The sequence below is a fragment of the Falsirhodobacter sp. 1013 genome (assembly GCF_051195255.1).
Lineage (GTDB): Bacteria > Pseudomonadota > Alphaproteobacteria > Rhodobacterales > Rhodobacteraceae > Falsirhodobacter.
On sequence record NZ_JBNJLK010000002.1, the window covers coordinates 454479 to 479943 of the forward strand.

At 65.8% G+C, this 25465-nt stretch carries 19 protein-coding genes, 1 tRNA gene and 1 pseudogene; 14 read left to right on the plus strand and 7 right to left on the minus strand.

Going from position 1 to position 25465, the window contains the following annotated elements:
• Window positions 1-48 precede the first annotated feature (48 nt).
• Window positions 49-1416: a magnesium transporter gene (gene mgtE / locus ACSHZY_RS05905; protein ID WP_435166727.1), complete on the plus strand. Its 1368-nt coding sequence runs from the start codon at window positions 49-51 to the stop codon at window positions 1414-1416.
• Window positions 1413-1946 carry a 5-formyltetrahydrofolate cyclo-ligase gene (locus tag ACSHZY_RS05910; RefSeq protein WP_435166730.1) on the plus strand — a complete coding sequence of 178 codons (534 nt, stop codon included), beginning with the start codon at window positions 1413-1415 and terminating at the stop codon, window positions 1944-1946. The genes mgtE and ACSHZY_RS05910 overlap by 4 nt, the downstream gene beginning before the upstream one ends.
• 3 nt (window positions 1947-1949) lie before the next feature.
• On the opposite strand, the gene ACSHZY_RS05915 is transcribed toward ACSHZY_RS05910, so the two are convergent.
• Window positions 1950-2031, minus strand: a tRNA-Leu gene (locus ACSHZY_RS05915).
• A 105-nt stretch (window positions 2032-2136) separates the two neighbouring features.
• Between ACSHZY_RS05915 and ACSHZY_RS05920 the strand changes: the two genes are divergently transcribed.
• Window positions 2137-3369, plus strand: coding sequence for an Hsp70 family protein (locus tag ACSHZY_RS05920; protein ID WP_435166733.1), 1233 nt, complete (start codon window positions 2137-2139; stop codon window positions 3367-3369).
• 15 nt (window positions 3370-3384) lie between these two features.
• On the opposite strand, the gene ACSHZY_RS05925 is transcribed toward ACSHZY_RS05920, so the two are convergent.
• The 4 genes from ACSHZY_RS05925 to ACSHZY_RS05940 form a co-directional block, all read right to left on the minus strand.
• Window positions 3385-5604 (minus strand): putative bifunctional diguanylate cyclase/phosphodiesterase, encoded by a 2220-nt coding sequence (locus ACSHZY_RS05925; RefSeq protein WP_435166736.1) that lies wholly within the window; start codon window positions 5602-5604, stop codon window positions 3385-3387.
• 107 nt (window positions 5605-5711) lie between these two features.
• Complete coding sequence (locus ACSHZY_RS05930) at window positions 5712-8897, minus strand: DEAD/DEAH box helicase (RefSeq protein ID WP_435166739.1); 3186 nt, start codon at window positions 8895-8897, stop codon at window positions 5712-5714.
• Between the two features lie 117 nt (window positions 8898-9014).
• Window positions 9015-12197 (minus strand): error-prone DNA polymerase, encoded by a 3183-nt coding sequence (locus ACSHZY_RS05935; protein WP_435166742.1) that lies wholly within the window; start codon window positions 12195-12197, stop codon window positions 9015-9017.
• 685 nt (window positions 12198-12882) lie between these two features.
• Entirely contained in the window at window positions 12883-13641 is a 759-nt protein-coding gene (locus tag ACSHZY_RS05940; protein WP_435166745.1) for an HNH endonuclease, read from the minus strand.
• A gap of 223 nt (window positions 13642-13864) precedes the next feature.
• Here ACSHZY_RS05940 and ACSHZY_RS05945 point away from each other — a divergent pair, with 223 nt between their 5' ends.
• Complete coding sequence (locus ACSHZY_RS05945) at window positions 13865-14098, plus strand: hypothetical protein (RefSeq protein ID WP_435166747.1); 234 nt, start codon at window positions 13865-13867, stop codon at window positions 14096-14098.
• A gap of 240 nt (window positions 14099-14338) precedes the next feature.
• On the opposite strand, the gene ACSHZY_RS05950 is transcribed toward ACSHZY_RS05945, so the two are convergent.
• Window positions 14339-15217 (minus strand): LysR family transcriptional regulator, encoded by an 879-nt coding sequence (locus ACSHZY_RS05950; RefSeq protein ID WP_435166750.1) that lies wholly within the window; start codon window positions 15215-15217, stop codon window positions 14339-14341.
• A gap of 113 nt (window positions 15218-15330) precedes the next feature.
• Between ACSHZY_RS05950 and ACSHZY_RS05955 the strand changes: the two genes are divergently transcribed.
• From ACSHZY_RS05955 to ACSHZY_RS05985, 7 genes and pseudogenes are all read left to right on the plus strand, one after another.
• Window positions 15331-16317: a hydroxyacid dehydrogenase gene (locus ACSHZY_RS05955; protein WP_435166753.1), complete on the plus strand. Its 987-nt coding sequence runs from the start codon at window positions 15331-15333 to the stop codon at window positions 16315-16317.
• Window positions 16318-16327: 10 nt separating this feature from the next.
• Window positions 16328-17011: an RraA family protein gene (locus ACSHZY_RS05960; protein ID WP_435166756.1), complete on the plus strand. Its 684-nt coding sequence runs from the start codon at window positions 16328-16330 to the stop codon at window positions 17009-17011.
• A 30-nt stretch (window positions 17012-17041) separates the two neighbouring features.
• On the plus strand, window positions 17042-17998 hold the full coding sequence (locus ACSHZY_RS05965; RefSeq protein ID WP_435166759.1) for a tripartite tricarboxylate transporter substrate binding protein: 957 nt from the start codon (window positions 17042-17044) through the stop codon (window positions 17996-17998).
• Entirely contained in the window at window positions 17998-18459 is a 462-nt protein-coding gene (locus ACSHZY_RS05970) for a tripartite tricarboxylate transporter TctB family protein (protein ID WP_435166762.1), read from the plus strand. The genes ACSHZY_RS05965 and ACSHZY_RS05970 overlap by 1 nt, the downstream gene beginning before the upstream one ends.
• 15 nt (window positions 18460-18474) lie before the next feature.
• Window positions 18475-19983: a tripartite tricarboxylate transporter permease gene (locus tag ACSHZY_RS05975; RefSeq protein ID WP_435166765.1), complete on the plus strand. Its 1509-nt coding sequence runs from the start codon at window positions 18475-18477 to the stop codon at window positions 19981-19983.
• A 174-nt stretch (window positions 19984-20157) separates the two neighbouring features.
• On the plus strand, window positions 20158-20658 hold the full coding sequence (locus ACSHZY_RS05980; RefSeq protein WP_435166952.1) for an amidohydrolase family protein: 501 nt from the start codon (window positions 20158-20160) through the stop codon (window positions 20656-20658).
• A pseudogene (locus tag ACSHZY_RS05985) lies at window positions 20619-20906 on the plus strand (LysR substrate-binding domain-containing protein); the annotation flags it as partial. The gene ACSHZY_RS05980 and the pseudogene ACSHZY_RS05985, both read left to right, overlap by 40 nt.
• 251 nt (window positions 20907-21157) lie before the next feature.
• On the opposite strand, the gene ACSHZY_RS05990 reads toward ACSHZY_RS05985, so the two are convergent.
• On the minus strand, window positions 21158-22033 hold the full coding sequence (locus tag ACSHZY_RS05990) for a LysR family transcriptional regulator (RefSeq protein ID WP_435166768.1): 876 nt from the start codon (window positions 22031-22033) through the stop codon (window positions 21158-21160).
• A gap of 91 nt (window positions 22034-22124) precedes the next feature.
• Between ACSHZY_RS05990 and ACSHZY_RS05995 the strand changes: the two genes are divergently transcribed.
• The 3 genes from ACSHZY_RS05995 to ACSHZY_RS06005 are packed head-to-tail and all read left to right on the plus strand — an operon-like array spanning window position 22125 to window position 25452.
• Window positions 22125-23423, plus strand: a complete 1299-nt coding sequence (locus tag ACSHZY_RS05995; protein WP_435166771.1) for a CitMHS family transporter — start codon at window positions 22125-22127, stop codon at window positions 23421-23423.
• A gap of 2 nt (window positions 23424-23425) precedes the next feature.
• Window positions 23426-24649 carry a CaiB/BaiF CoA transferase family protein gene (locus tag ACSHZY_RS06000; RefSeq protein ID WP_435166954.1) on the plus strand — a complete coding sequence of 408 codons (1224 nt, stop codon included), beginning with the start codon at window positions 23426-23428 and terminating at the stop codon, window positions 24647-24649.
• Window positions 24649-25452 (plus strand): citryl-CoA lyase, encoded by an 804-nt coding sequence (locus tag ACSHZY_RS06005; protein ID WP_435166774.1) that lies wholly within the window; start codon window positions 24649-24651, stop codon window positions 25450-25452. Before ACSHZY_RS06000 ends, ACSHZY_RS06005 begins: the two co-directional genes overlap by 1 nt.
• Window positions 25453-25465 lie beyond the last annotated feature (13 nt).

Genomic DNA, 25465 nt, shown 5'->3' on the forward strand with positions numbered 1-25465 from the left:
GGCCGGGGAAACGCAGGTTATCGCCGACGAAGCATTATGAGAGGTCGCATGGCAGAACTTGACGAACGTGAGGACGAGGGTCTGAACGAACGGCTGGCGCAGGACATCCTGGACGCGGTCGAGGCGCAGGACCCCGCCCGCGTCACGAGTCTGCTGGAACCGCTGCACCCCGCCGACATCGCCGACCTTCTGGAACAGATCACCGCGCCCGAACGGCACGACCTGCTGACCCTGTGGCAGGGCATGGACGGCGAGGTGCTGTCCGAGATCCGCGAAGGCATCCGCGAGGAGGTGATCGACACCCTGTCGCCGCAGGTGCTGGCCGACGCCGTGCGCGAGCTGGACACCGACGATGTCGTGGACATCGTGCAGGATCTGGAACTGCCGCAGCAGGAGATCATCCTTGGCGCGCTGAACCGGGCCGACCGGGCGGCGGTCGAAAAGGCGCTGACCTATCCCGAATACTCCGCGGGCCGCCTGATGCAGCGCGAGGCGGTGATCGCCCCCGAACACTGGACGGTGGGGGAGGCGATCGATTTCCTGCGCAACGCCGAATACCTGCCCGACCAGTTCTACCACGTGATCCTGATCGATCCGCGGATGAAGCCCGTGTCCTATGTGACGCTGGGGCGGATGCTGTCGTCACGCCGCGACATCGCGCTGCGCGACCTGTCCGAAGACAGCTACCGCACCTTCCACCCCGAGGATCCGGAGTCGGACGTCGCCTATCAGTTCAACCAGTACCACCTGATCTCCGCCCCCGTGGTGGACGATGACGGGCGGCTCGTCGGCGTCATCACCATCGACGACGCCATGAACGTGCTGGACGAAGAACACCAGGAGGACATCCTGCGCCTTGCGGGCGTGGGCGACGAAAGCTCCATCTCGGACTCGGTCTGGGACACGTTGCGGGCGCGGACGCCGTGGCTGTTCGTGAACCTGCTGACGGCCAACATCTCGGCCTGGGTGATCTCGCAGTTCGAAGGCACCATCTCGGTCATCGTGGCGTTGGCGGCGCTGATGCCGATCATCGCGTCCATGGGCGGAAACGCGGGCACCCAGTCGCTGACGGTGGCCGTGCGCGCGCTGGCCACGCGCGACCTGACCAGTTCCAACGCCGCCCGCGTCGTGCGGCGCGAGGTGGCGGTGGGCGTGGTGAACGGGCTGTTCTTCGCCGTCGTGATGGGCGGGATGGGGATCCTCCTTTATGGCGGGTCGCTGGCACTTGCGGGGGTCATCGCCTCGGCCATGGTGATCAACCTGGCCGTGGCGGCGCTGGCGGGGGTTCTGGTGCCGCTGGCCCTGAACAAGCTGAAGCTGGACCCGGCGCTGGCCTCCGGCACCTTCGTGACGACGATGACGGACGTGGTCGGCTTCTTTTCCTTCCTGGGGCTGGCGACACTGGTGCTGCTGTGAAGGCCGAGGCGCGGGCCCTTGCGCTGGCCGCCCGTGCGAAGGCCCATGCGATGGGGCAGGGGGCGGCGGCGGATCATCTGGCGTCCTGGCTGGCCCCCCATGCGGGCAAGGTGCTGGCGGGCTATCTTCCCCTGCGGACCGAGATCGATCCCCGTCCCGCGATGACCGCCCATGCCGGCCCCGTCTGCGTTCCGGTGGTGGAGGGCGCGGGCCAGCCCCTGCGCTTTCGCGACTGGACGCCGGACGGGGCGCTGGAGCGCGGCCCCTTCGGCACGACGCATCCCGCGATGGGCGCATGGCGGGTGCCGGACATCGTGATCCTGCCACTGGTGGCCTTTGACGCGAACGGCTTCCGCTTGGGCTATGGCGGCGGCTTCTATGACCGGACGCTGGAACGCCTTCGCGCACAGGGACCGGTTCTGGCCGTGGGCTTCGCCTTCGCCGTGCAGGAAATGCCGGCCGTGCCGGTGGAACCGACGGATCAGCCGCTGGACGCGATCATCACCGAACGGGGCCTGACGGTGTTCTAGGGGTGGTGCGGGCGGTCGGACTCGAACCGACAAGCCGAAGCAGAGGTGTTTAAGACCCCAGCGTTTACCATTTCGCCACGCCCGCATCCGGTTCGGTTCTAGCCACAGGCAGCGGAAGGGGCAATGCGGAACGGCTTGTGCCGGTGCGGCTTTCCCGCTACGCGATGCGGCCCATCCGCAGGCAGGCACCATGACAGACACCCTCGCGATCGATTTCGGAACCTCCAACTCGGCCGCCGCGCTGGCGACCCCGGCAGGGATCGTCCGCATCCCGGTAGAGGAAGGGGCCGAAACGCTGCCGACCGCCGTGTTCTTTCCGGCATGGGGCGGCATGCGCATCGGCAGCGCCGCCGCCGAGGCCCTGATCGCGGGGGAGGAGGGGCGCTACATGCGGGCGCTGAAAAGCGTCCTCGGCACGCCGCTGTTGCACGAATCGCGGATGATCGGCGGCCGCCGCCGCACCATCGCGGACATCATCACCGACTTTCTGGTGGAGATTCGGGAGCGCTCCGACAAGGCCACCGGCCTGACCTTCCGCCGCGCCCTGTCGGGCCGGCCGGTGCATTTCCATCCCGATCCCGCGCGTGACCGGCAGGCGGAGGACGACCTGCGCGCCTGCTACCTGGCCGCCGGATACGAGGACGTGGCCTTTCTGCCCGAACCGGAGGCGGCGGCCATCGCCAGCCACGGCCTTGGCCAGCAGAACGACCTGGGGCTGATCGTGGACATCGGGGGCGGCACTTCGGACTTCACGCTGTTCCAAAGCCGGGACGGTGGCCTCGACATCCTTTCCAGCCACGGCATCCGTCTGGGTGGCACCGATTTCGATCACGCCGTGTCGATGGCCCATGCCATGCCCGCGCTGGGCCATGGCGGAGAGCTGCGGCGCGAGATGGGGGCGGGGCAGCTGCCGGTGCCGAACGGCGTGTACGTGGATCTGGCGACTTGGGCGAAGATCCCCTTCCTTTACACGCCGGACACGCGCCGCATGGTCGCGGGAATGGTGCGCATGGCGGTGGACCGGCGGAAGATGGAACGTCTGGCCACCGTGCTGGAGGAGGAGCTGGGCCACGAACTGGCCTTCGCGGTGGAGCGTGGCAAGATCGCCGCCAACAACCGCACCAACGATGCCCGCATCGCCATGGGCTTCATCGAACGTGGTTTGTCGCAGCCGGTGACGCCGGACAGTTTGAACCAGGCGCTCGCCGCCTATCGGGCCGATCTGGAGGAGGCGGCGGCCGAAACCCTGCGCCGCGCGGGCGTGGCACCGGCGGCGGTGGGGCGGGTGATCCTGGTGGGCGGATCCAGCCTGATGACCTTGGTGGGGGAGGCCGCGGCGCAGCTGTGCCCGCAGGCCCGCATCCTGCGGAGCGAGGCGTTTACGGCGGTGGTTGACGGACTGGCGCTGGCGGCGCGGGGATAAGCCGGCCGCCGTCCGTCACGCGATGGAGCGGCCGGCCACGGGCAGCCAGGTTACGTTGTTCGCGCTTTGGAACAGGCGGGTGATGGCCTCGTGGTCCATGGGGCGGCCCAGCAGATAGCCCTGGAAGGAACTGCAGCCGAGGGTGGTGAGAAGGGACAACTGCGCCTCCTCCTCGATACCTTCGGCGGTCACGGCGATGCCCAGCGAGAAGGCCATGTCGATCATCGCGCGGACCAGCTTCAGCGCCGTGGGATCGGCTTCGGTCTGCTGCACGAAGGACTTGTCGATCTTGACCCGGTCGAACCCGAAATCGCGCAGATAGCGGATGGAGGAATGGCCCGTTCCGAAATCGTCCAAGGCCAGCGTGACCCCCGCCGCAAGCAGCACCGCGATGTTCTTCTGCGCGGCGGTGGGGGAGCTGATGGCGATGCGTTCGGTCAGCTCCAGCTCCAGCCGCGATGGGGCGAGGCCGTGCTGTTGCAGCACCTGCAGCACCTGCGCTGCAAAACCGGCCCGGCAGATTTCCAACGGCGAGACGTTGACCGCCACCTTGGACAGACCGGCCAGCGCCGCGACACGGCACGCCTCCTCCAGCACCGCGCGGCCGAGGGGTTCGATAAGCCCACGTTCCTCGGCCAGGACGACGAAGACATCGGGCGGGATGGGGCCCAGTTCGGGATGGTTCCAGCGGGCCAGCGCCTCCGCCCCCGCCAGATGGCCGTGGGGGTCGAAGATGGGCTGGTAATGCACCGCGATGGCACCCTTGCCTTCCGTCAGAAGGGCGGCAAGGTCCGACGCCAGCCGGTTCCGCTTGCGGTTCGTTTCGTCCATCTCGCCGTGATACAGGCTGAACTGCGCCCTCCCTGCGTTCTTCGCGCGGTACAGGGCGATGTCGGCGCAGCGGATCACCTCGTCCTTGTCGGGGCTGCAGGCGTCGGAATGAACGGCCCCGAGGCTGGCGGTGACCTGGAAATAGTGGCCGTCGATCCGGAATCCTTCGGACAGCCCGTCCTGAACCCAGCGGCAATGCTGCATCAACTCCTCCTCGTCCCGAAGGTTGGGGAGGAGGATGACGAATTCGTCGCCGCCCAGCCGCGCGACGGTGGGGCCGTCCCACACGATCCGGGCCAGACGCGTGCCGACCTGCTGCACCAGCTTGTCGCCCATCGGGTGGCCATAGGCGTCGTTCACCTGCTTGAACGCGTCAAGATCGACCATGATGACGCCCAGCGCCGGTCCCCCGGCGCGGGCCTGCGCCAGCGCCTGTTCCAGCCGTTCTTCCAGCAGGACGCGGTTGGCCAGACCCGTCAGCCGGTCGTGCAGCGCGAGGTACCGGGCCTGCGCCTCGCTGCCTTCCAGATCCTTGGTGGTGCGGTTCAGGCGCAGGCCAAGCAGCAACAGGATCATCAGGCAGACAAGGGCGGCCATCATCGCCGCGGGCGCAATCTCGCGCGCGAGGATCAGACCGGGACGGTTGGGCGTCCACACAAGCCACAGGTTCTGCGTGGCCTGTTCCATCACCTTCAGCGAATGCTCCGACCCCGTCGCGGGAACGGGCTCGAAATGGGGGGCGGACAGCTGGTAGGGGCGGAAGATCTTCTCCGCCAAGGCCTTGTCCAGATGCCGCAGGGCCACGTGCAGGTAGGTGTGGGCCGGATCGAAGGGAATCTCCTCGTTCTCCGGCACGATGGGTACCACGCTGGCCAAAGCCGGTCCGCCTAGTAGGGCGATGACGTCCATGCCCGACAGGCTGGACGCATCCTTGGCGCTTTCCGCCTCCAGCACCTGTTCGCGCAGGCGGGCGATCATGGGGCCGATCGCGGCGTACACTTCGGCCTGAGAGTCCACCGGCACGGTGGCCAGCGCGGACGAGGCATAGATGGGCACGCCGTCGGGCCGCAGGACGAAGTTCCGGTCATGCCCGAAAAATTCTTGCATCCAGACGCCGAAATTGCCTTCCATGAAGGCCGCATCCTCCTCCCGCACGCGCAGAACGGCGTCGTTCCATATGGCCGAGCTTTGCTGGTCCTTCGGCTGGGTCTTCAGAAGCGACGCCAGCGCAAGGCGGGCAAAGGCCACCTCACGCTCGGCCGAGTCGCGATCGACCTTGCGTACCCCCATGAACGAGAAGCTGCTGGCCACGATCACCCCCGCAAGCCCCAGAAAGAGGATCGCGAGGAGGGTGATCGAAACCGATCGCCGGGAACTGCCGAAACTGGGATCAGGATGTCGCATGATCCCGACTGTGGGCGGGAAACGTTAACGGCTCCTGATCACCCTGCACGAGAGGTGGGGGAGAATGCGCACAATCTGAATGGATTGCGCGCGTTCCGCCGCCCGGGTCAGGCCAGACGTTCCAGCAGGTCGTTCGCGACCTCCAGCCGGTCTTCGGGGCCGGGGCGGTGCAGGGTCAGGCGCCGGTCCTCGCAGGTCAGGCCGTTCAAGGCGGGGTCCCGTTCGGCATAATCCTTCAGGTCCACCCCATCGCGGAAATCCAGCGCCACCCCCTCGGGGCCGAGGTTGAGCGTTTTCACCCCCAGCCCGCCCGCCAGCACCCGCAGCAGGGCCGCGCGCAGCAGCGTGTCCACCGGTTCCGGCGGGGGGCCGAAGCGGTCGGCGATCTCGTCCGTCAGGCCGGTCACGTCCTCGGCGCGCTGGGTACGGGCGATGCGGTGATACAGGTCGATCCGGTTTTCGGGCTCGGGGATGTAGTCGGCGGGAATGTGGCCGGGTTCGCCCGGAACCTTGGGGGAGGGGGGCGCGTCCGCTTCGCCCTTGGCGCGGCGCAGGGCTGTGGCCAGCATCTCCTGGTACAGGCCAAGGCCGACGCGCTGCACGTGGCCCGCCTGCTGGTCGCCCAGAAGATCGCCCGCGCCGCGCCGGTCCAGATCGGCCGCGCTGATCGCCATGCCCGCGCCCAGGCGGTCCATGGCCTGAAGCGTTCCCAGGCGTTTCTGCGCGTCGGGGGCCAGCTCCTCCCCTTCGGCCGTCAGCAGGTGGCAATAGGCCTGTGCGGCGCCACGGCCGACGCGCCCCCGCAACTGGTGAAGCTGCGCCAGACCGAACAGGGCAGGGCGCAGGATCAGCATCGTGTTCGCCCGCGCCACGTCCAGCCCGCTTTCGATGATGCCGGTGGCCAGCAGCACGTCGCCGTCGCCCGCGGCAAAGCCGACCATGGTCGCGTCGATCTCGGCCGCCGAAAGGTCGCCATGGGCGATCCGCACCCGCAGCCGCGGCAGAAGCCGTTCCAGCCGTTTGGCCACGGGGGCGATGTCCTCGATCCGCGGGACGACCACGAAGCTTTGGCCCCCGCGCCGCCGTTCGCGCAGCAGGGCCTGACGCAGGGTGGTGTCGGTTTCCTCGGCGATCAGGGTGCGGATGGGGCGGCGACGGGCCGGTGGCGTGCCCATGAAGCTGAGGTCCTGAAGGCCGACCAGCGCGGTTTGCAGCGTGCGGGGGATGGGTGTCGCGCTCATCGACAGGACGTGCACGCTGTCGCCAAGGGTGCGCATCTTTTCCTTCTGGGCGGCGCCGAAGCGCTGTTCCTCGTCGATGATCAAAAGGCCCAGATCGGGGAAGTGGACGTTCTTGCCGATCAGGGCATGGGTGCCGACGGCGATGCGGATGCTTCCATCGGCCAGCCCCGCGCGCACGGCGGCGGCGGGCTTGCCGGTCACCAGCCGCGACAGGTGTCCCACCTCGATCCCCAGGGGGGCGAAGCGGCGGCGGAAGGTCTCAAAATGCTGCCGTGCCAGCACCGTGGTTGGGGCGCAGACGGCGACCTGGCGGCCGGCGAAGGCGGCGGCGGCGGCGGCGCGCAGTGCCACCTCGGTCTTGCCAAAACCCACATCGCCGATCACCAGCCGGTCCATCGGCCGACCGGAGGCGAGGTCGGCCAGCACCGCGCGCGTGGCCTCGGCCTGATCGGGGGTCAGGGGGAAGGGGAAGCGGGCGATGAAGCGTTCGAAGTCGCGCGCGGGCGGAACCAGCTTCGGCGCACTTGCTGCCTCCCGCGCACGGGTCAGGGCCACGAGGTGATCGGCAAGCTTTGCCAGCGCGTCCTCGGTCGCCTTGCGGCGGCGGGGCCAGGCGGTGCCGCGCACGCGGTCCAGCTTCACCCCCGCCTCGGCCGTGCCATAGCGCCAGATGCGGCCCGCATCATGCGTGGGCACCATCAGGCGTTCGTCCTGGGCGAAGGTCAGGCGGATCGCCTCGGCGCCGTGGCGGTCGGGATCCAGTGGCTCCAACCCCTCCAGACGGGCCAGACCGTGATCCTCGTGCACCACCAGATCGCCAAGGTCGAAGCCGGTGAAGGGAAGCGCATCCAGCGCCGGAACCAGCCGGTCGCGGGCCGCCTGCGCGCGGCTGCCCATCAGGTCCTGCGCGGTGACCAGAACCAGATCCTCCGTCACGGCGCCCTGCGCCAGATCGGCCACAAGGACGGCATGGTCATGGTCTTCGCATCCCGCCCAGTCGTCGGCGGGTTCGGGTGGCTGCCCGGTGGCCTGCCCGACCATGCGCACCAGCCGCGCCCGTTCCGCGGCGGAGCCTGCGACGAAGATCACCCGTCGCCCCGCCACACCGTCGCTGTTCAGGAACTGTGCCAACCGGGCGCGGGGGCGGGGGGCGGCGGCAAAGCCGGGAACGGCGCGTCCTTGGGGATCGGGCAGGGCCTCGATCCTTGCGCTCAGCTCCTCCCACTCCCCCGCTTTCAGGTACAGGGCGTCGACGGGCAGGGGATGGGTGGCGTCGGCCTCCGCCTCGGCACGCGCGTCTTCCAGCCGGGACAGGCGGCGGGCGGCGTCGGCCAGCGTGGCGGGCAGGGCGGTGATCCGGGCATCGCCCATGTGGTCGGGCAGCAGGCTCAGGCCGTCCCAGGCGGCGGGCAGACGGTGTTCGGCACCGCGCTCGTGCCCCTCCTCGGCCGGGGGCAGTTCCGTCACGGGAACGATGTCCAGCGCGTCGATTTCGCTGAGGGAGCGTTGCGTGGCCGGATCATAGCCCCGCAGCGCCGTCACCTGACCGTCCGCCATCTCGATCCGGCAGGGGCGGGATTCGCCGCCGCCAAAGACCTCGATCGTGCTGCTGCGGAAGGCGATCTCTCCCGGTTCGTCCACCCGGTCGTCCGCCTCATACCCTGCGTCGCGGGCGAAGGCTTCCAGTGCCGCCACGTCCAGCGGCTGGTTTTTTCGGACGGGGAAATGGCGCACGGCCGGCCGGGGCGGCAGGCGTTGCAGTAGAACGGACAGGGGGGCGAGGACGATGTCGCCGTCCTGCGGGTCCTGCAACCGGTTCAGCACGGCCATGCGGCGCCCCATCACCTCGGGCGTGGGGGAGGCGCTGTCGAAGGGCAGGCAATCCCATGAGGGGAGGAGCCGGATGCGCCGATCCGGCAGCGCGCCGCGCAGGAAGGCGGCCAGCGCCTCGGCCGTGCGTTCGTCCCGGGTCACGTGCAGGACCCGGTCCTGTGCGCCCAGGGTTCGAAGAAGCGCAAGGGCTTCCGCGGCGGTGGGGATGGGATCGGTCATGCGCACCTCTGATCGTCGCCTCGGTCAGGGGATCTGCCCGCGTCCCCTATGAATTCTGGGCCACCGGATGGGGTTCCCGGAAAGGGTGCGGGTTTTGCCGCGTGTGTGGGTTGGACGTCATCGGAAATCCCGCGTCTTCGTGCGGATCGTGTCCAGATGCAGGTCGCGGATGTACATGTCGCGCGTGCGCAGGCCGGTGGCCGGGGGCGGGGCCTGTGCGTCCGTCAGGGCCCCCACGCCCCTCAACTCGGCCGAAAGGTCCGTGACCCGGCGCACGATCAGATGCACGACCTCGCCTTCGCGCTGCACATGGCCCTTCACGGCGATCATCCCCGCGCCCAGGATGATGCGGCGATGGGTTTCGAAGACCTTGGGCCAGATCACGAGGTTGGCGATGCCGCTTTCATCCTCCAGCGTCAGGAACATGACCCCCTTGGCCGACCCCGGGCGCTGGCGGACGAGGACGAGGCCCGCCACCTCGCACCAGCGGCGGTTCCGGGTGGCCATGGCCTCGGCGCAGGGGATGATGCGCCGCTTGCGCAGATCGTCGCGCAGGAAGGCCACCGGATGCCGGCGCAGGGACAGGCCGGTGTGGCTGTAATCCTCCACGACCTCGCGCCCGGCGGGCATGGGGCGGAGGGTGACGGCGGGCTCGGCGGCGTCCGCTCGGGCCGCGGCGAACAGCGGCAGGTCCGTGTCCGGCAGGCCCTTGATGGCCCAAAGCGCCTCGCGCCGGGCAAGGTCAAGGCCGGGTCGGAAAGCATCGGCTTCGGCGAGGCGATGCAGGGCGGCGACAGGCACGCCCGCAACCCGCTGCCAAAGATCGTCGATGGAGGTGAAGGGTTCGTCCCTTCGTTCGGTGACGATGGCCGCGGCGTGGATGTTGGCCAGGCCCTTGACCATGCGCAGCCCCAGCCGGACGGCAAAGGCGTCGCCCGCAGGCTCCAGCGTGCAATCCCAGTGGGAGGCGTTGACGCAGATGGGCCGGATCTCCACCCCGTGGTCCAGCGCGTCGCGCACGATCTGCGCGGGGGCGTAGAAGCCCATGGGCTGGCTGTTCAGAAGCGCGGCGCAGAAGGCGTCCGGGTGGTGGCATTTCAGCCAGGCGGAGGCATAGGCGATCAGCGCGAAGCTGGCCGCATGGCTTTCGGGGAATCCGTAGGAGCCGAAGCCTTCCAGCTGCCGGAAGGTGCGCTCGGCAAACTCCACCGCATAGCCGCGTTCGACCATGCCGTGGATCAGCTTGTCCCGAAAGGCGCTGACGCCGCCGGTGAACTTGAAGGTGGCCATGGACTTGCGCAGCAGGTCGGCCTCGCCGGGGGTGAAACCGGCGCAGTCGATGGCGACGCGCATGGCCTGTTCCTGGAACAGCGGCACGCCGAGGGTCTTGCCCAGCACCTTTTCAAGTTCCGGCTTCGGATATTCCACCGCCTCATGCCCGGCCTTCCGCCGCAGGTAGGGGTGCACCATGTCGCCCTGGATCGGGCCGGGGCGGACGATGGCGACCTGCACCACCAGATCGTAGAATTTCTCCGGCCTCAGGCGCGGCAGCATCGCCATCTGGGCGCGGGATTCGATCTGGAAGGTGCCCAGCGTGTCGGCCTTGCGGATCATGGCATAGGTGGGCCCGTCCTCCTGCGGGATGGAGGCGAGGTCGTGGTGGACGCCCTTGTGATCCGCAATCAGCTCCAGCCCCTTGGCCATGCAGGTCAGCATGCCAAGCGCCAGAACGTCCACCTTCATGAACTTCAGCGCGTCGATGTCGTCCTTGTCCCATTCGATGATCTGCCGGTCGGCCATGGCGGCGGGTTCGATGGGGACCAGATCGTCCAGCCGGTCCTGCGTCAGGACGAAGCCGCCGGGATGCTGGCTGAGGTGCCGGGGCGCGCCCTGCAACTGGGCGGCCAGCGACAGGGTCAGGCGCAGGCGGCGGTCGTCGGGGTTCAGGTTCAGTTCCCGGATGTGCTGGTCGCTGACCCCCGTTTCCGACCACGCCCAGATGAGGCCGGACAGCGAGGCGGTCAGATCCTCCGGCAGGCCCATCGCCTTGCCCACGTCCCGCAGCGCCCCCTTGGCGCGGTAGCGGATCACGGTGGCGCACAGGGCGGCGCGGTCGCGGCCATAGGTCTTGTAGATCCACTGGATCACCTCCTCGCGCCGCTCATGCTCGAAATCCACGTCGATGTCGGGCGGTTCGTGCCGTTCCGCCGAGATGAAGCGTTCGAACAGGAGGTCGTTGAGGGCAGGATCGATGGAGGTGATGCCAAGGACGAAGCAGACGGCGGAGTTCGCCGCCGAGCCGCGCCCTTGGCAGAGGATGCCTTGGGAGCGGGCGAAGCGGACGATGCTGTGCACGGTCAGGAAGTAGGGGGCATACTCGAGCTGCGCGATCAGGGTCAGCTCGTGGTTCAGGGCGGCGGTGACGTTTTCTGGGATGCCCCCGGTGTAGCGGGCGGCGGCGCCTTCCCATGTCAGGCGGACCAGCGTCTCCTGCGCCGTCAGCGTCGGATCGTCCCGCTCTTCGGGATACTGATACTTGAGTTCGTCCAGCGAGAAGCGGCAGCGGTCCGTGATCTCCATCGTGCGGGCCAGCGCCTCCGGGTAGCGGGCAAACAGGCGATGCATCTCCTCGGGCGGCTTCAGGTAGCGGTCGGCGTGCCGTTCGCGCCGGAAACCCAGCGCCTCCACCGTGGTGTTGTGGCGGATGGCGGTGACCACGTCCTGCAGGATGCGGCGGGAGGGTTCGTGGTAAAGGACGTCGTTCGTGACCACCGTCGGCACCCGCATCCGCGCGGCCAGCGTGGACAGCTCGTGCAGCCGCAGCTGGTCGTTGGGTCGGCGGCGCAGGGTCAGGGCGAGATAAGCGCGGTCGCCGAACAGGTCGCGCAACCGGCGCAGGTGCAAGCCGCAGGTGTCGTCGGCACGGTCCGGCACCAGCACCGCGATCAGCCCCTTGGCATAGGGGGCGATGTCCCTCCATTCCAGGTGGCAGCCGCCCTTGCCCGCGCGGGCCTTGCCAAGGCTGAGAAGGCGGCAGAGCCGCGACCAGGCTATGCGGTCGGTGGGATAGACCAGAAGGGACATGCCGCAAACCAGATCCAGCCGGCAGCCGACCACCAGCCGGACGCCGGTGGTCTTCGCCGCCTCCCACGCCCGCACGACCCCCGCGACGCTGTTGCGGTCGACCACGGCCAGCGCCTTGATGCCCATGACGGCCGCCGTCGCGAACAATTCTTCGGCCGAAGACGCCCCCCGCAGGAAGGAGAAGTGCGAACTGACCTGAAGCTCGGCATAGCTCATCCGAAGGCCATGTGTTCACGGAGCGTCGGGGAAGGATGCAGGGGCATGGCGGGGGCAATTCAGGACAAGGAATAGTTCACTATTTGTTCCTATTCTTCTTGAGGCGTCAATCCGTTTGACCTGTTTGTGAAGGAGGAGGGGACGGAGGCAAAGCCAAGGTCGGCGTGGATAAAACGGCTTTAGTTGTCACGTTTCGGGAGGCATGTCTTCGACAGGTCGGTCACGGCTCCGGTGGTGCTACATCCATCCTTGTTGAGACGCAGAATATGGAGGCTCCGGCCGCGAACGACGTGGCAAGGAGCCTGCTCGCTTGATCCCGACGCACCTGCCATTGCACTGAACCACGCGTTTGGCGAAATGCGGGTTGTTCATTCACCACCCCCGTTGATGCAGTAGCATCTCGATGCTCACCCTTATAGCTCTGAGGGCGCGTGGGAGATTTGCTGGCGGCTATTAAGAGTCGTGATGGCGATTGACCGCCAGAAAAATCAGAAGACTGCTAGGGACGTGCTGACGCGCAGGTAGGAGACGGCGTCATCATCCTGCAGCACAGGAAGAGGGGCACGTGCGCGGATAGTCACGCCAGACATTTGGATTAACTGCGAATGGCTCGCTGCCGGGAGGTTTCAGTCCCAAGGGGCATTCTCCTGCACCACCTGCCCGAAGACATTCTCGCGGTGCCACCTCAAGTTCTCGGGATGGGAGCATGATGAGGGTTCCGGGGCCTCAGCAACTTTCGATCCGGCGGCAGGAGGCGCTGGACCACGTCGCCCGGCACCTTGTTCTGCGACACGAGGATCGTCTCGTTGTCGTCGGCTATTGAGATCAGGCCGCGGTCGAACATCCAATGCAACGTTCCTGAAAGGGTCAGCCCGTTCCGCACCGAGTCGGTGCCGTCCCTTTCGACCGGGTGGATATGGGCTGCTTGGACTTCCGGCCTACCGCCTCCGTTGCGGAGCTGCAGGCCGGACATCACACAGCGGTAGTCGTAGGCTTCGCGGACCTTCCGGCTAAAGGCGACGTCTCGATACTTACGGCGTGTCAGCCGTTCAATGACTGGGCGCTGAAACATCAAAGGCTCGTCCTGAAGGCCAGGCAGCGGCTTGTCGTAGCGCGTTGCCTCCACCTTCTCCAAATTCTCGGGCAGGCCAAGGTTCACGATGCGCGTGAAGTCCGGTTCCAGCAGACGCCGCACGGCTGATTGTGAAAGGCCGCCCCGCATCGGTTGACCCGCGGCGTCGATCAGGCTGGTTTCCAGCGGAAGGCCGTTCAGGAGGCGCGGGACACGTTCGACGAATTCCATGTAATCCGTGATGATCGCGAGGTAGCGTCCTTCACGCGGTTTTGGGAGGACTTCTGGGATCCGAGCGGCCGCGAAATACCCCCGGGCGCCCGCCTTCACCGGCTCATAGTAGACGATCCAGTCACCAACCGCCTCCGTCACCGCTTTCAGATAAGCGCGCGGGAAGTCTTAGACGCTGTCGAGCAGGTCGTCGTAGATCGACGCCGACTTGTGGAGGAGAACCAGCTTCACCATGCCGCCAGGAAAGCAGAAATGGGCTGAATGGCAAGATATCTTTGGGATCGCTCAAGCCATTGACGGTCCCGCGAGGGAGGATCTGCTGCGATCGGTATAAGTCTCTTAGTCAATCGAGAAGAGAACCGAGATGCCGAAAAGACCGTTCGAACACACCGCCCTGACGAAGTTCGTGTACCGCCGCCTCCTGAAACTGAAGCCGGTCGGATCGCAAGGCGAGATCGCCGAGGAGGCGGGCTTCGTGTCGCCGAACATGATGTCGATGCTGCGGTCGGGTGCGACCAAACTGCCCGTCGACCGGGTGCCCGCTCGGCTGCGATCCTGCTCTTCTCCTGCGTTTGGCGCTGGAGCAAGCGGCCGGTGACACTGTGGCCAAGGCGCTGATCGAGATCATGGGCCCACCTGTCTCTGCGAACGAGGAGCAGGGGCTGGACGAGATCAGGTCGGCCTCCAAGGGCACTGATCCCCGTCTTACCACGAGGACGCGGGCAGCCCTGCGGGCGATCTTCATGTAGGCTCGATCTTTCCCGGATCGCTTTCGTGCAAAGCGGGCGACCGAGCCTTATCCATTCCTAATGACACGGATTTAAGGCCGGTCGAATGCTTATGACGACGCGTGATCCCCACTGACATTTCTCAGATCGGTCAGCAGCTGTTCGATCATCACGGCGCGCGCGTTTCCAATCCGCTGGACAAGGCCGATCCGCCGGGTGACAACTGGATCGCCGAAGGGGACCGCCACCAGCGGGGCCGGACATTCCCGGATCGCGATATTGGGCACCACCGAAACGCCAAGGCCATTCGCCACGCAGGAGGTGATGGACGAGATGGTATCGATCTCGGCAATCTCGGTCAGGGGGATGTTCATCCGGGCGAGTTCATGGTCGATGGTCTGCGCCAAGGGAACGGCCGCCCGAAAACGGATGTAGGGGAATGCCCGCAGCAGGTCCTGATCCGGCATGGCAGGCGTGTCCGGCGGGGCGATGACGAACAGAGGCTCCCGGATGAACGGGTTCCAGCGCAGCGCGGCGGGCAGGTCGCGGTTCTCGGCCACCATCGCGGCGTCGAGGCGCCCTGCCGCCACGTCCTGAAGGAGCGCATCCGACGATCCCACCCGCAGCCTGATCCGCAGGTCGGGATTGCGTTCCCTCAGCTGGACGATCGCCTTCGGCAGCAGGCTCATGGCGCTGGTGCGAACCGATCCGATCGCCAGCGTGCCAACCACCTTGCGTCCCGTGATCGTGCCGATTGCGTCGTCCGCCGTGCGGATCAGTTCGCGAGCGGCGTCGATCATCTGCATGCCTGCAGTGTTGGGCCGCGGGGGTCGACTGGTGCGGTCGAACAGGGGAACGCCGATCTCCGTCTCCAGCGCCTGCATCTGCTGGCTGACGGCGGACGGTGTCAGATTCACCTGAAGGGCTGCCTTCGAAAAGCTGCCCAGTTCGGTGATCGCAAGAAATGTCCTGAGTTGGCGAATATCCATGTATGTGAAGAATCCCTTACAACGATTGTTAATATTATGCGCTAGATTTCCCAAAGCTGAAAGATGATCCTCTGTTTTCGAGGAAGGTGCCGCAAGTGGCATCGTGGAGGACGATGACAAACAATATCCTGATCACGGGGCCGAGCTTGGCACCCGCCGCCACCGACGTGCTTGTGGATGCGGGCTACGTCCCGGTCTACGTGCCACCCTACAGTGACGGAGACGGGCTAATCGCCGCGGTGCGTCAGGCCGATCCGGTGGGCATCCTCGCCCGCATGGGGCGGATCGACGGCGGTGTGTTCGATGCGGCGCCCCGCCTCCGCGTCGTGTCCAAGCACGGGGCCGGCGTCGACAACATCGACGTGGACGCTGCCACCTCGCGGGGCATCCCTGTGCTGAACGCCGCCGGGGCCAATGCGGTGTCGGTCGCCGAACATGCGATCGCCCTCCTGTTCGCGGTGGCCAAGAAGGTCATCCCGCTCGACCAAAGCATCCGCGAAGGTCGCTGGGAAAAGGCAGGCTTTCAAGGCCGCGAACTTGCAGGATCGGTCATGGGCCTTGTCGCTTTCGGGGCCATCGCGCGGCAGACCGCCCGCTTTGCCAAAGGGCTCGGGATGAGCGTCCGTGCTTACGACCCCTTCACCCCGGCCGAGGTCTTCGCCGCCGAGGGCGTGGAACGGGTCGAGGATTTGGACACGCTGTTCGCTACCAGCAACGTTCTCAGCCTGCATTCCCCGCTGACTCCCGCGACGAAGCACGTCGTCAATGCCAGACGACTCGCGCTGATGAAACGCGATGCCATCATCATAAACACGGCGCGGGGCGGCTTGATCGACGAGACGGCCCTTGCCGCCGCCTTGGCCGAAGGCCGAATCTTCGGTGCCGGTCTCGACACCTTTGCACAGGAACCGCCGCCGGCCGACCACCCGTTCTGGTCCGAGCCGCGACTGGTCCTTAGTCCACATATCGGAGGCGTGACTGCGGCAGCCAATAACCGCGTCGGTGTCGAGGCGGCACAGGGCATCGTCGATGTCTTGGCGGGGCGTTCCGTTTCCCCTGCGCGCATCGTCAACCGCGCCAAACTCAAGATCACGGCCTGAGGAGAGCATCATGGCTACCGGATTTCGCATCCTGAAACGCAACCGTGCCGTCTCCGCCGACCTCGTGCAGCGCTATCTGCAGCTGCCCGTGGCCAATGTCAGCGACAGCATGTCCCGCATGACCGCCGCCGGTCCGCGCCTGATGAAGATGCACGCCGACGGCCAGATGGCCGGGCCCGCGATCACGGTGAAGGCCCGCCCCGGCGACAACCTGATGCTGCACAAGGCCATCGACATGGCGCAGCCCGGCGATGTGATCGTCGTCGATGGCGGCGGCGATCTGACCAATTCGCTGATGGGCGAGCTGATGCTGGCCTATGCCGTGAAAAAGGGGGTCGCGGGCTTCGTGCTGAACGGGGCCATCCGGGACGCCGACGCGTTCGTGAAGGTCAACCTGCCGACCTTCGCCGCCGGCGTCACGCATCGCGGTCCTTACAAGGACGGCCCGGGGGAGATCAACGTCCCGATCGCCATCGACGGGATGGTGATCGAGCCGGGTGACCTGGTCATCGGCGACAGCGACGGCGTGCTTGCCGTGCCGTTCGACGCCGCCAAAGACATCTACGACAAGACCGTCGCCAAGGGGGAGGCCGAGGCGAAGCAGATGGCCGCGATCGAAGCAGGAACGAACGACCGTTCCTGGGTTGACGCAGCCTTGAAGAAGCTGGGTTGCGAGATTCCGGACGGAATCTGACAACCGGGGAGAAACCAAGGGAGGACTACCATGACCTATCTGAAATCACTGCCGCTCGCGGCAGCCGTCCTTGCATCCGCAACGGGTGCGGCTCATGCCGACTGGCCGGCTGACCGCCCCGTCGAGATGATCGTCGCCTACGCTCCCGGCGGCGGCACCGACATCATGCTGCGCACGCTCGCGCCTTATCTCGAATCCGAATTGGACGCGCAGTTCCCGGTCCTGAACCGACCCGGCGCCGCTGGCGAAATTACCTACACCGCCTTGTCGCAGGCGCGGCCCGACGGCTACACGGTGTCGTCGCTGAACACGCCGGGCTTCCTGACCATGCAAATCGACCGCAAGCTGCGTTTCGACCCGGCGGAGATTTGCCCGATCGCCCGCATCGTCGAGGATCCGGGCACCTTCATCGTGCCGGCCTCCTCCGACTTCCAGACGCTGGAGGATCTTGTCGCCTTTGCCAAGGAGAACCCCGGCGCGGTGTCCATCGGCACCACCGGCGTCGGCACGGACGAACATATGGCGATGCTGCAGCTGGAACGTTCGGCCGACATCGACCTGACGGCAATCCCCTTCGGCGGCGCAAACGAGGCGAAGACCGCGCTTCTGGGCGGCCACATCACCGCCATCGGCCTGAACGTCGGCGAATACGCGACGGCCGACAAGAACGCCATGCGCGCCTTGGGGCAGTTCGCCGAGGAACGGTCGGTGCTGGCCGCGGACCTGCCCACCGCGAAGGAGCAGGGTTACGACGTGATCATGTCCTCTGAGCGTGGTCTTGCGACCCGTTGCGAAGTGCCCGAGGAGATCCGCGCCCGCCTTGCCGAAGCTGTCAACGCCGCACTGGCCAACCCCGAATTCCAGGCGCAGGCGCAGCAGCAATCGCTGCCATTGTCCTTCCAGTCCGGTTCCGACTGGCAGGCTGCGATGCCCGCACGCCTTGACCGCTATCGCGAGATCTTCGCGCTGATCAAAGAGGGGCAGTGATGACCGGGCCGAGCGTTGCGAGAAAAGGCGACGGTCCGGACCTGCTGACAGCAGGCCTGTTCATCGGCTTCGGCGCGCTCGGCTTCTGGCTGGCGCGCGATCTGGATCAGGGCACGCTGGCGCAGATGGGTGCGGGATATCTGCCCCGCGCCGTCTGCGGGCTGCTGATCCTGCTGGGCGCGGTGATCGGCGTCACGGCCCTGCGCCGCGAGGCGGTCGCCATCGAGGCCATGCGCCTGCGTCCGCTGCTCGTCATCGTGCTCTCTATCGTGGGCTTCGCCTATCTTTGCGAACACGGCGGCTTCATCATCGCGTCGCTTTGGCTGATCATTGCCGGATCGCTGGCTGATCCCGGCGGCCGCTGGCGCACCACGCTGATGCTCGCGGGTGGGCTGACGGCGTTCGGCGCACTGGTCTTCGTCTATGGTCTGGGCGTGCAAATCGAACTCTGGCCGTTCTGAGCCGAGGAAAAGAACATGGAAATATTCGATCTTCTCATGCTGGGGTTTTCGGAAGCGATGACCCCCGCGAACCTCGGCTTTTGCCTGGTCGGCGCGCTTTTGGGCACGCTGATCGGCGTGCTTCCGGGCATCGGCCCGACGGCAACGATCGCCGTGCTGCTACCGATCACCTTCTTTTTGCCCCCGCTTGCGGGCATCATCATGCTGGCAGGGATCTATTACGGCGCGCAATACGGCGGCTCCACCACGGCGATCCTCGTGAACCTGCCCGGCGAGGCGTCGGCGGTAGTCACCGCGCTGGACGGTTACCAGATGGCGCAGCAAGGTCGTGCCGGTTCGGCACTGGCCGTTGCGGCGCTCGGCTCGTTCTTCGCGGGCACGGTGGCCACTTTCGGCATTGCCATCGCCGGGCCGATGCTGTCGAGTTTCGCGCTGAACTTTGGACCTGCGGAATACGTCGCCCTGATGGTGTTCGGGCTTCTTGCCGCGACGATCCTTGCCAGCGGTCCGGTGCTGAAAGCCATCGGAATGATCCTGATCGGTCTTCTGTTCGGGATGGTCGGCACGGATCAGGCGACGGGGGCGGAACGTCTGACCTTTGGCTCGCTGGAATTGTTCGACGGTATCGACTTCACGGTCATCGCCATTGGCCTGTTCGGATTCTCCGAGATCATCTCCAACCTCGAACGGTCGGGTTCCGAAGGCGTCAAGGTGGCGAAACTGACCCGCCTGTGGCCCACGCGTGAGGATTTCCGTCGTTCTTGGCCTGCCGTGCTGCGCGGCACAGGAATCGGCAGCTTCCTCGGGATCCTGCCGGGCGGTGGGGCGACCTTGGCATCCTTCAGCGCCTATTCCTTAGAAAAGAAGGTCTCCAAACACCCGGAGAAGTTCGGAACAGGTGTGGTCGAAGGCGTGGCGGCGCCGGAAGCGGCCAACAACGCGGCAGCGCAATCGTCATTCATTCCGCTTCTGACGCTGGGCATTCCGTCGAACAACATGATGGCGATGATGCTGTCGGCGTTCATGATCCACGGTATCACGCCCGGCCCGACGGTGCTGACCTCGCAGCCGGAGATCTTCTGGGGCCTTGTCGCCTCCATGTGGATCGGCAACGCGCTGCTGGTCTTCATCAACCTGCCTTTGATCGGGTTGTGGGTGAAGCTGCTGACGGTGCCTTACCGCCTTCTTTATCCGGCAATCCTTCTGTTCTGCTGCGTCGGCGTCTATTCGATGAACAACCGGATCTTCGACGTGCTGCTGGCCGCGGGCTTCGGCCTTTTGGGCTACGCCTTCCGCAAGGCGAAATGCGAACCCGGGCCGCTTCTGCTGGGCTTCGTCCTCGGTCCGTTGCTGGAAGCGAACCTGCGCCGGACATTGCTGATCACGCAAGGCGATCCGTCGATCTTCGTGGAACGCCCGATCAGCCTGACCATGCTGGCGGCGACGGTGATCCTGCTGGCCCTGATGATCCTGCCCAGCTTCCGGAAAAAGCGCGAGGAAGCGTTCCAAGAAGAAGAAAGCTGACGAAAGGCCGGGGGCAACCTCGGCCTTTGTCAATCCGAAGGTTTTGGGAAGAACCAAATGACCCGATATATCACTCGAGGTGCGACATTACGGAATGGAGGCTAGGCGGCTCCGTCCTCGACAGGCAATGCGCCACCGCAGCTTCGTATACCATCTAATGTCTGCGACTCTCACATCCATATCTTCGATACGCGATATCCAGCGTCCCTGCATTGGAAAGGACAACGGGTGGAGGATGCGACGGTGACCGCCTACCAGCAGCTTCAGGCGCGGATCGGCACCCGCCGTGCCGTCATCGTCAACCTGTCCACCTGCGGCACCGACAACCGTTGCACGCTCAACGCGACGGTGGAGATGGGCCGCGATGCGCGCGCCGTGGTAGTGATCGACACCAACATTGCCGAGACGGAACTTCGGGACATGGCCGCGAAAAGGGCAACCGGCGTCCGGGTCAACTTCGTTTCTCAGTCGTGGGGCGAGACGACGGTGGAGCGGTTGCAGGAAATCTGTCGGCGGATCGCGCCTCTGGGTTGGCACGTGCAGATTTACGCGACCGGGGATCAGCTCGTCCCGATGGAAGGCGTCCTGAAGGATCTGCCGACGCCGTTCCGCTCGGGCGCATCTGCAATGCCTGGATGGCGAGCCCGACACTCAATCTTCCCGAGGGCACCCTGACGCCGCAGCAGATCTCGGCGCTGCCGATCATCGGCCAGCCTGAAAATTCCGTGTTGACGGTCCCGTATCGCAAGTGGTTCGCGGAAAACGGCTTCGTTCTGAACAATGTGCTGTCCTGCAACAGCCTGAGCATGGTGGCCAAACTTACAACCTACGGCCTTGGGGTACGCTACCTTCCGGTCAACCACTTTGCGCCACAGATCGCGGAAGGCGCCCGCCAAATTATTGGCGTCGTGCTGAGGCTGCCGCTGGTAACACACTTCTCCATGATGCGGCATGACGCTTCACCTCTGGCCGAGGTGATGCTCCCGATCATGAAGCAGGTGACGATTTTGAAGCCGATCTTCTGGAGCCTCCGGATGACACCCCATCCATGGGATCGCAACCCGCCTGAAATATTTTGTCAGCCGGCTGACGACTTTTGTCCATACGCGTGCCACGCCCTCCATGAGCTTAATGGGAAGAAGCTGCCGTTCAGTTCTGTATCAAGGCTCGGCGTTCATGCTTCCAGAAGCAGCGACAGCGCGACGCGAGTGGAAGGGGAAGGATCACTCCCCCAAGTGGCGCCCATCTGCCGCACCATGCTGAACTCATCAATCATCAAAGGTGATATTCGGTCGGCCAAGGCTGGAAGTTCCATCTTCAGGCCAGAGATGAAGCTGAGATATTCGGTTCCCCCGATCAGCTCTTCGAGCACCGCGATCGACGAAGTCTCCACATGAGGGGAAGGTGGTTGCAGGCCGCGTGCGGCAAAGGCGGCGTCGAACCATTGGCGCATCGCAACACTTCGTGCAGGCAGGACCCATTTCTGCGCAAGGACCTCCTCAAGGGCGACGGGGCGCCCTTGCAGAGGATGATGGGCCGCCGCCGCGATCCGAACATGATCCTCTGCAAGGACAAGAGCATCTGTCATGTCTGGATTGGTCCGGTCGACGACGCCCAGCACAAGATCGATGTCGCCTTCGCGCAGTGCCGTGTGCAGGACGTCGTTCATGCCGTTGATCACGGAGATGCGTAGATCGGGATGCTCCGCGCCGAGGCGTCGCAGGAAAGACGGCAGGAAGATTGCCGCCATGGTGGCTGCCACGCCGAGCTTCAGGTGTCCCCGTCGTCCCGCCCCGACATCTCGGACCTGGCGCCCGACAACCTCCAGTCGCGTCACCATCCCCCAAGTCTGGTCGGCAAGGAACGTCGCCGCCTCGGTCGGCTCTAGTCCGCGCCCCATGCGACGGAACAGGGTCACGTTCAGTTCTTCCTCCAGACGCCGGACTGCTTTTGTCAGGGCAGGTGGAGTTCGCCCCATCTGTTCCGCAGCGGCGGCGACGCTGCCGGTGCGCAGGATGGCGTGAAGATAGGCTAAATCGCGAACATCCATGACAGCGTCCTGATGGTTTGCGGTCGCTGAATATAACTGAATTTTTCGCCGCTGTCTTTCCTGTCATGCATGTGACACGGAGGAGACTTCAATGCTTTCATTCGGCGGCTTCGCCATGATCAGGGTGTTCCTCACCCTGATCATGACGGGAAGATTATCTGCACTCGTCGCCTTGGCGCTGGTCCCGGCCGCGTTCGGGCTGTTGATCGATCCGGCCGGTCTTGGCGACATGATGCGTGACGGCCTCGTGATGCTGGCGCCTACGGGCGCCATGCTCATGTTCGGCATCCTTTTCTTCAGCATCATGACCGATGCCGGGGTGTTCGACCCGCTGATCTCCCGCGTCCTGCGCATCGCGAAGGGCGATCCGCTCAAGATCCTCGTCGGAACGGCCGTCATCGGCACCTCAGTCGCGCTGGATGGCGACGGCGCCACCACCTACGTCATCTGCGTCAGCGCACTCTTGCCCATTTACCGCGCGATCGGCCTCAGCCCGCGATACATGGCGACGCTCCTTCTGATGTCGATCGGCATCATGAACATCCTGCCATGGGGTGGACCAACGGCGCGGGCGGCGGCCGCGATGCATGTTGAGGCTGCAGAAGTGTTCGTCCCGCTGATCCCGGCCATGGCAGTTGGCTTTGCGTGCCTGCTCGTCGTGGCCACGATCTTCGGCCTGCGCGAACGCCGCCGTCTTGGAGTCCTCGGCCCGCAAGAGGAAGCCGAACTCGAACAGCACACGGAAGAGGCACCGGACTGCCGCCGCCCGAAGCTGTGCTGGTTCAACGTCGGGCTGACGGTCGCTCTGCTTGCTGGCCTGATCACCGGCATCCTGCCGCTGCCGATCCTGTTCATCCTGGCGACCGCGGTGGCCCTCCTCGTCAACTACCCATCCTTGATCGACCAGCGCGACCGGATCGCCGCGCATTCCTACAATGTCGTGTCGGTGGTGGGCCTCATCTTCGCAGCGTCCATCTTCACCGGCGTTCTGGCAGGCACTGGCATGGATGATGCCATGTCGAAAAGCCTCCTGAACATCATGCCGGACAACCTTGGGCCTTACATGGCAGCGGTCACCGCCCTCTCCAGCGCGGTCGCGACCTATGCCGCGACCAACGACGCGCTCTACTTCGGAGTGCTGCCCATCCTCGCCTCCACCGCCGAGGCTTACGGGATCACTGGCGCCGAAATGGCGCGCGCCTCGCTGATTGGCCAGCCGGTCCGCCTTCTTAGCCCGCTTGTCGCGTCGACCTACCTGCTCGTGAACCTAGTCGGCGTCGATTACCGCGACAACCAGCGCGCTTCGATCCTGTGGGTCGTGGGGCTCGTCGCGATGCTGGCCGGTGTGCTGGTCTTCGGGATCATCCCCCTTGCAGGAGCATCCGCATGAACATGTCCACCCAGATCAAGACAGAGGATCGTTCCATGATACCGCTTGCCGGAATTCGCGTTCTCGACCTTACCAACGTCCTTGCCGGGCCGTTCTGCTGCCACCAGCTGGTCCATTTCGGTGCGGAAGTCATCAAGGTCGAAGCGTCCGGCCGGGGCGATCTTGCCCGCAACCTTGGCGCGGATGCCGAGCTGAACCGGCGCGGAATGGGCGTGTCGTTCCTCGCGCAGAACGCGGGCAAGAAGTCGATCACTGTCAACCTGAAGCACCCCGAAGGCAAAGCACTTCTGAAGCGGCTGGTGCAGACGGCCGATGTTCTGGTTGAAAATTTCCGTCCCGGGGTGATGGACCGGCTCGGCGTCGGCTACGAGGTTCTGAAGGCCGAAAACCCGCGCCTGATCTATTGCGCCATTTCCGGTTTTGGGCAGGACGGGCCGTGGAAGGATCGTCCGGCCTATGACCAGATCATCCAAGGCGCGTCGGGCGTCATGTCGATCACCGGCGACAAGGACAGCGCGCCCCTGCGGGTCGGCTACCCGCTGGCCGACACGGTGGGCGGGCTGACGGCGGCGATGGCCATCGCCGCCGCCCTGAACGCGCCGGCGCGTGGCAGCTTCATCGACGTATCGATGCTGGAGGCGGTGGTCGCGACCATGGGCTGGGTCGTCTCCAACTACCTGATCGCGGGGGTGGAGCCGCGGGCGAACGGCAACGAGAACGTCACCTCTGCCCCATCGGGCGCATTCGAGACAGCCGATGGCCCGATCAACATCGCCGCCAACAAGGATGAGCAGTGGGTGACGCTGGCGACTCATCTGGGGCGAGAGGATCTGCTGGCCGATGCGCGCTTCGCCACGCGCGAGCTGCGCAAGACGAACCGTCTCGCGCTGCGGGCAGAGCTGGAACAGACCCTTTCGACCCGTGGTGCCGAGGATTGGGCGGCCGATCTGAACCGCATCGGCGTCCCGGCAGGCGCCATCTTGTCGGTGCCGCAGATCCTTTCGGCGCCGCAGGTGGCAGAGCGTGGGCTGCTGGCAACGTTTCCTGCACCGGAAGGCGTGGATCGGGATATCACGGTGGTCCGCACCGGAGTGAAATTCAACGGTGCGGCTCCGACAGTGGTCAACCCGCCCCCCGTGCTTGGCGCTGACAATCGCGACATATATGGCGCGCTCGGGATCGAGCCCTCCGAACTGGAACGTCTGACCGTGGAGGGAGCGATATGATGAGCAACGACCGCAAGCTGGCCGAGGACTGGTGGAAGACCTCCATAATCAAGATGCGTCCCGGCGAGATCCGGATGCGCGGCTATGCGATCGAGGACCTGATCGGCCGGGTCAGCTTTCCTCAGATGGTCTGGCTGATGACCCGGGGCGAACTCCCGACCGAAGCACAGGCAAGGCTGCTGGAAGCGGCGATGGTCGCAGGGGTTGATCACGGTCCGCAGGCGCCTTCCATCGCCATCTCGCGCATCGCCGTCACCGGAGGCGTGGGGATCAATGGCGCCATGGCTTCCGCGATCAACGTGCTGGATGACATCCACGGCGGCGCGGGGGAGCAGGCGGTCGAACTGTTCCTCGAGATCGACGCGGCGGGCGGCCCGGATGCGGTGGCGGACGTGCTGGCCGAGAAGGGGCTGAAATACCTTCCGGGCTTCGGGCACCGCTTCCATCCCGTAGACCCGCGCGCGCCGCGCCTTCTGGCGCTGGTGGACGACGCGGTCGCGGCGGGCACGGTGAAGGGGCGCTTCGCCGCCATCGCCCGTGCCATCGATGAGCATCTGCGCCGCACGAAGTCGCGCCCGGTGCCCATGAACATCGACGGGGCCACCGCCGCCATCTACGCTGAACTGGGTTTTGCGCCGTCACTGTGCCGGGGGCTGTTCATCCTGTCCCGCTCGGTCGGCATTCTGGCCCATGCCTACGAACAGAGCCTGGAGTCGACCCGCAACAAGGGGCCGATCCCCAGGCAATGGCTTTGGACCTATGACGGGCCAGAGGACCGGACAATGTCGCGCGAAGGGGAGTGACCGCGACATCTGC

Bases quoted from the DNA above. Each gene is read 5' to 3' on its own strand.
- ACSHZY_RS05975 (WP_435166765.1), top strand. From the start codon at position 18,475: ATGGAAATATTCGATCTTCTCATGCTGGGGTTTTCGGAAGCGATGACC.
- ACSHZY_RS05935 (WP_435166742.1), bottom strand. From the start codon at position 12,197: ATGAGCTATGCCGAGCTTCAGGTCAGTTCGCACTTCTCCTTCCTGCGG.
- ACSHZY_RS05930 (WP_435166739.1), bottom strand. From the start codon at position 8,897: ATGACCGATCCCATCCCCACCGCCGCGGAAGCCCTTGCGCTTCTTCGA.
- ACSHZY_RS05995 (WP_435166771.1), top strand. From the start codon at position 22,125: ATGCTTTCATTCGGCGGCTTCGCCATGATCAGGGTGTTCCTCACCCTG.
- ACSHZY_RS05950 (WP_435166750.1), bottom strand. From the start codon at position 15,217: ATGGATATTCGCCAACTCAGGACATTTCTTGCGATCACCGAACTGGGC.
- ACSHZY_RS05960 (WP_435166756.1), top strand. From the start codon at position 16,328: ATGGCTACCGGATTTCGCATCCTGAAACGCAACCGTGCCGTCTCCGCC.
- ACSHZY_RS05970 (WP_435166762.1), top strand. From the start codon at position 17,998: ATGACCGGGCCGAGCGTTGCGAGAAAAGGCGACGGTCCGGACCTGCTG.
- ACSHZY_RS05955 (WP_435166753.1), top strand. From the start codon at position 15,331: ATGACAAACAATATCCTGATCACGGGGCCGAGCTTGGCACCCGCCGCC.
- ACSHZY_RS05990 (WP_435166768.1), bottom strand. From the start codon at position 22,033: ATGGATGTTCGCGATTTAGCCTATCTTCACGCCATCCTGCGCACCGGC.
- ACSHZY_RS05965 (WP_435166759.1), top strand. From the start codon at position 17,042: ATGACCTATCTGAAATCACTGCCGCTCGCGGCAGCCGTCCTTGCATCC.
- ACSHZY_RS06000 (WP_435166954.1), top strand. From the start codon at position 23,426: ATGTCCACCCAGATCAAGACAGAGGATCGTTCCATGATACCGCTTGCC.
- ACSHZY_RS06005 (WP_435166774.1), top strand. From the start codon at position 24,649: ATGAGCAACGACCGCAAGCTGGCCGAGGACTGGTGGAAGACCTCCATA.
- ACSHZY_RS05945 (WP_435166747.1), top strand. From the start codon at position 13,865: ATGCCGAAAAGACCGTTCGAACACACCGCCCTGACGAAGTTCGTGTAC.
- ACSHZY_RS05920 (WP_435166733.1), top strand. From the start codon at position 2,137: ATGACAGACACCCTCGCGATCGATTTCGGAACCTCCAACTCGGCCGCC.
- ACSHZY_RS05925 (WP_435166736.1), bottom strand. From the start codon at position 5,604: ATGCGACATCCTGATCCCAGTTTCGGCAGTTCCCGGCGATCGGTTTCG.
- mgtE (WP_435166727.1), top strand. From the start codon at position 49: ATGGCAGAACTTGACGAACGTGAGGACGAGGGTCTGAACGAACGGCTG.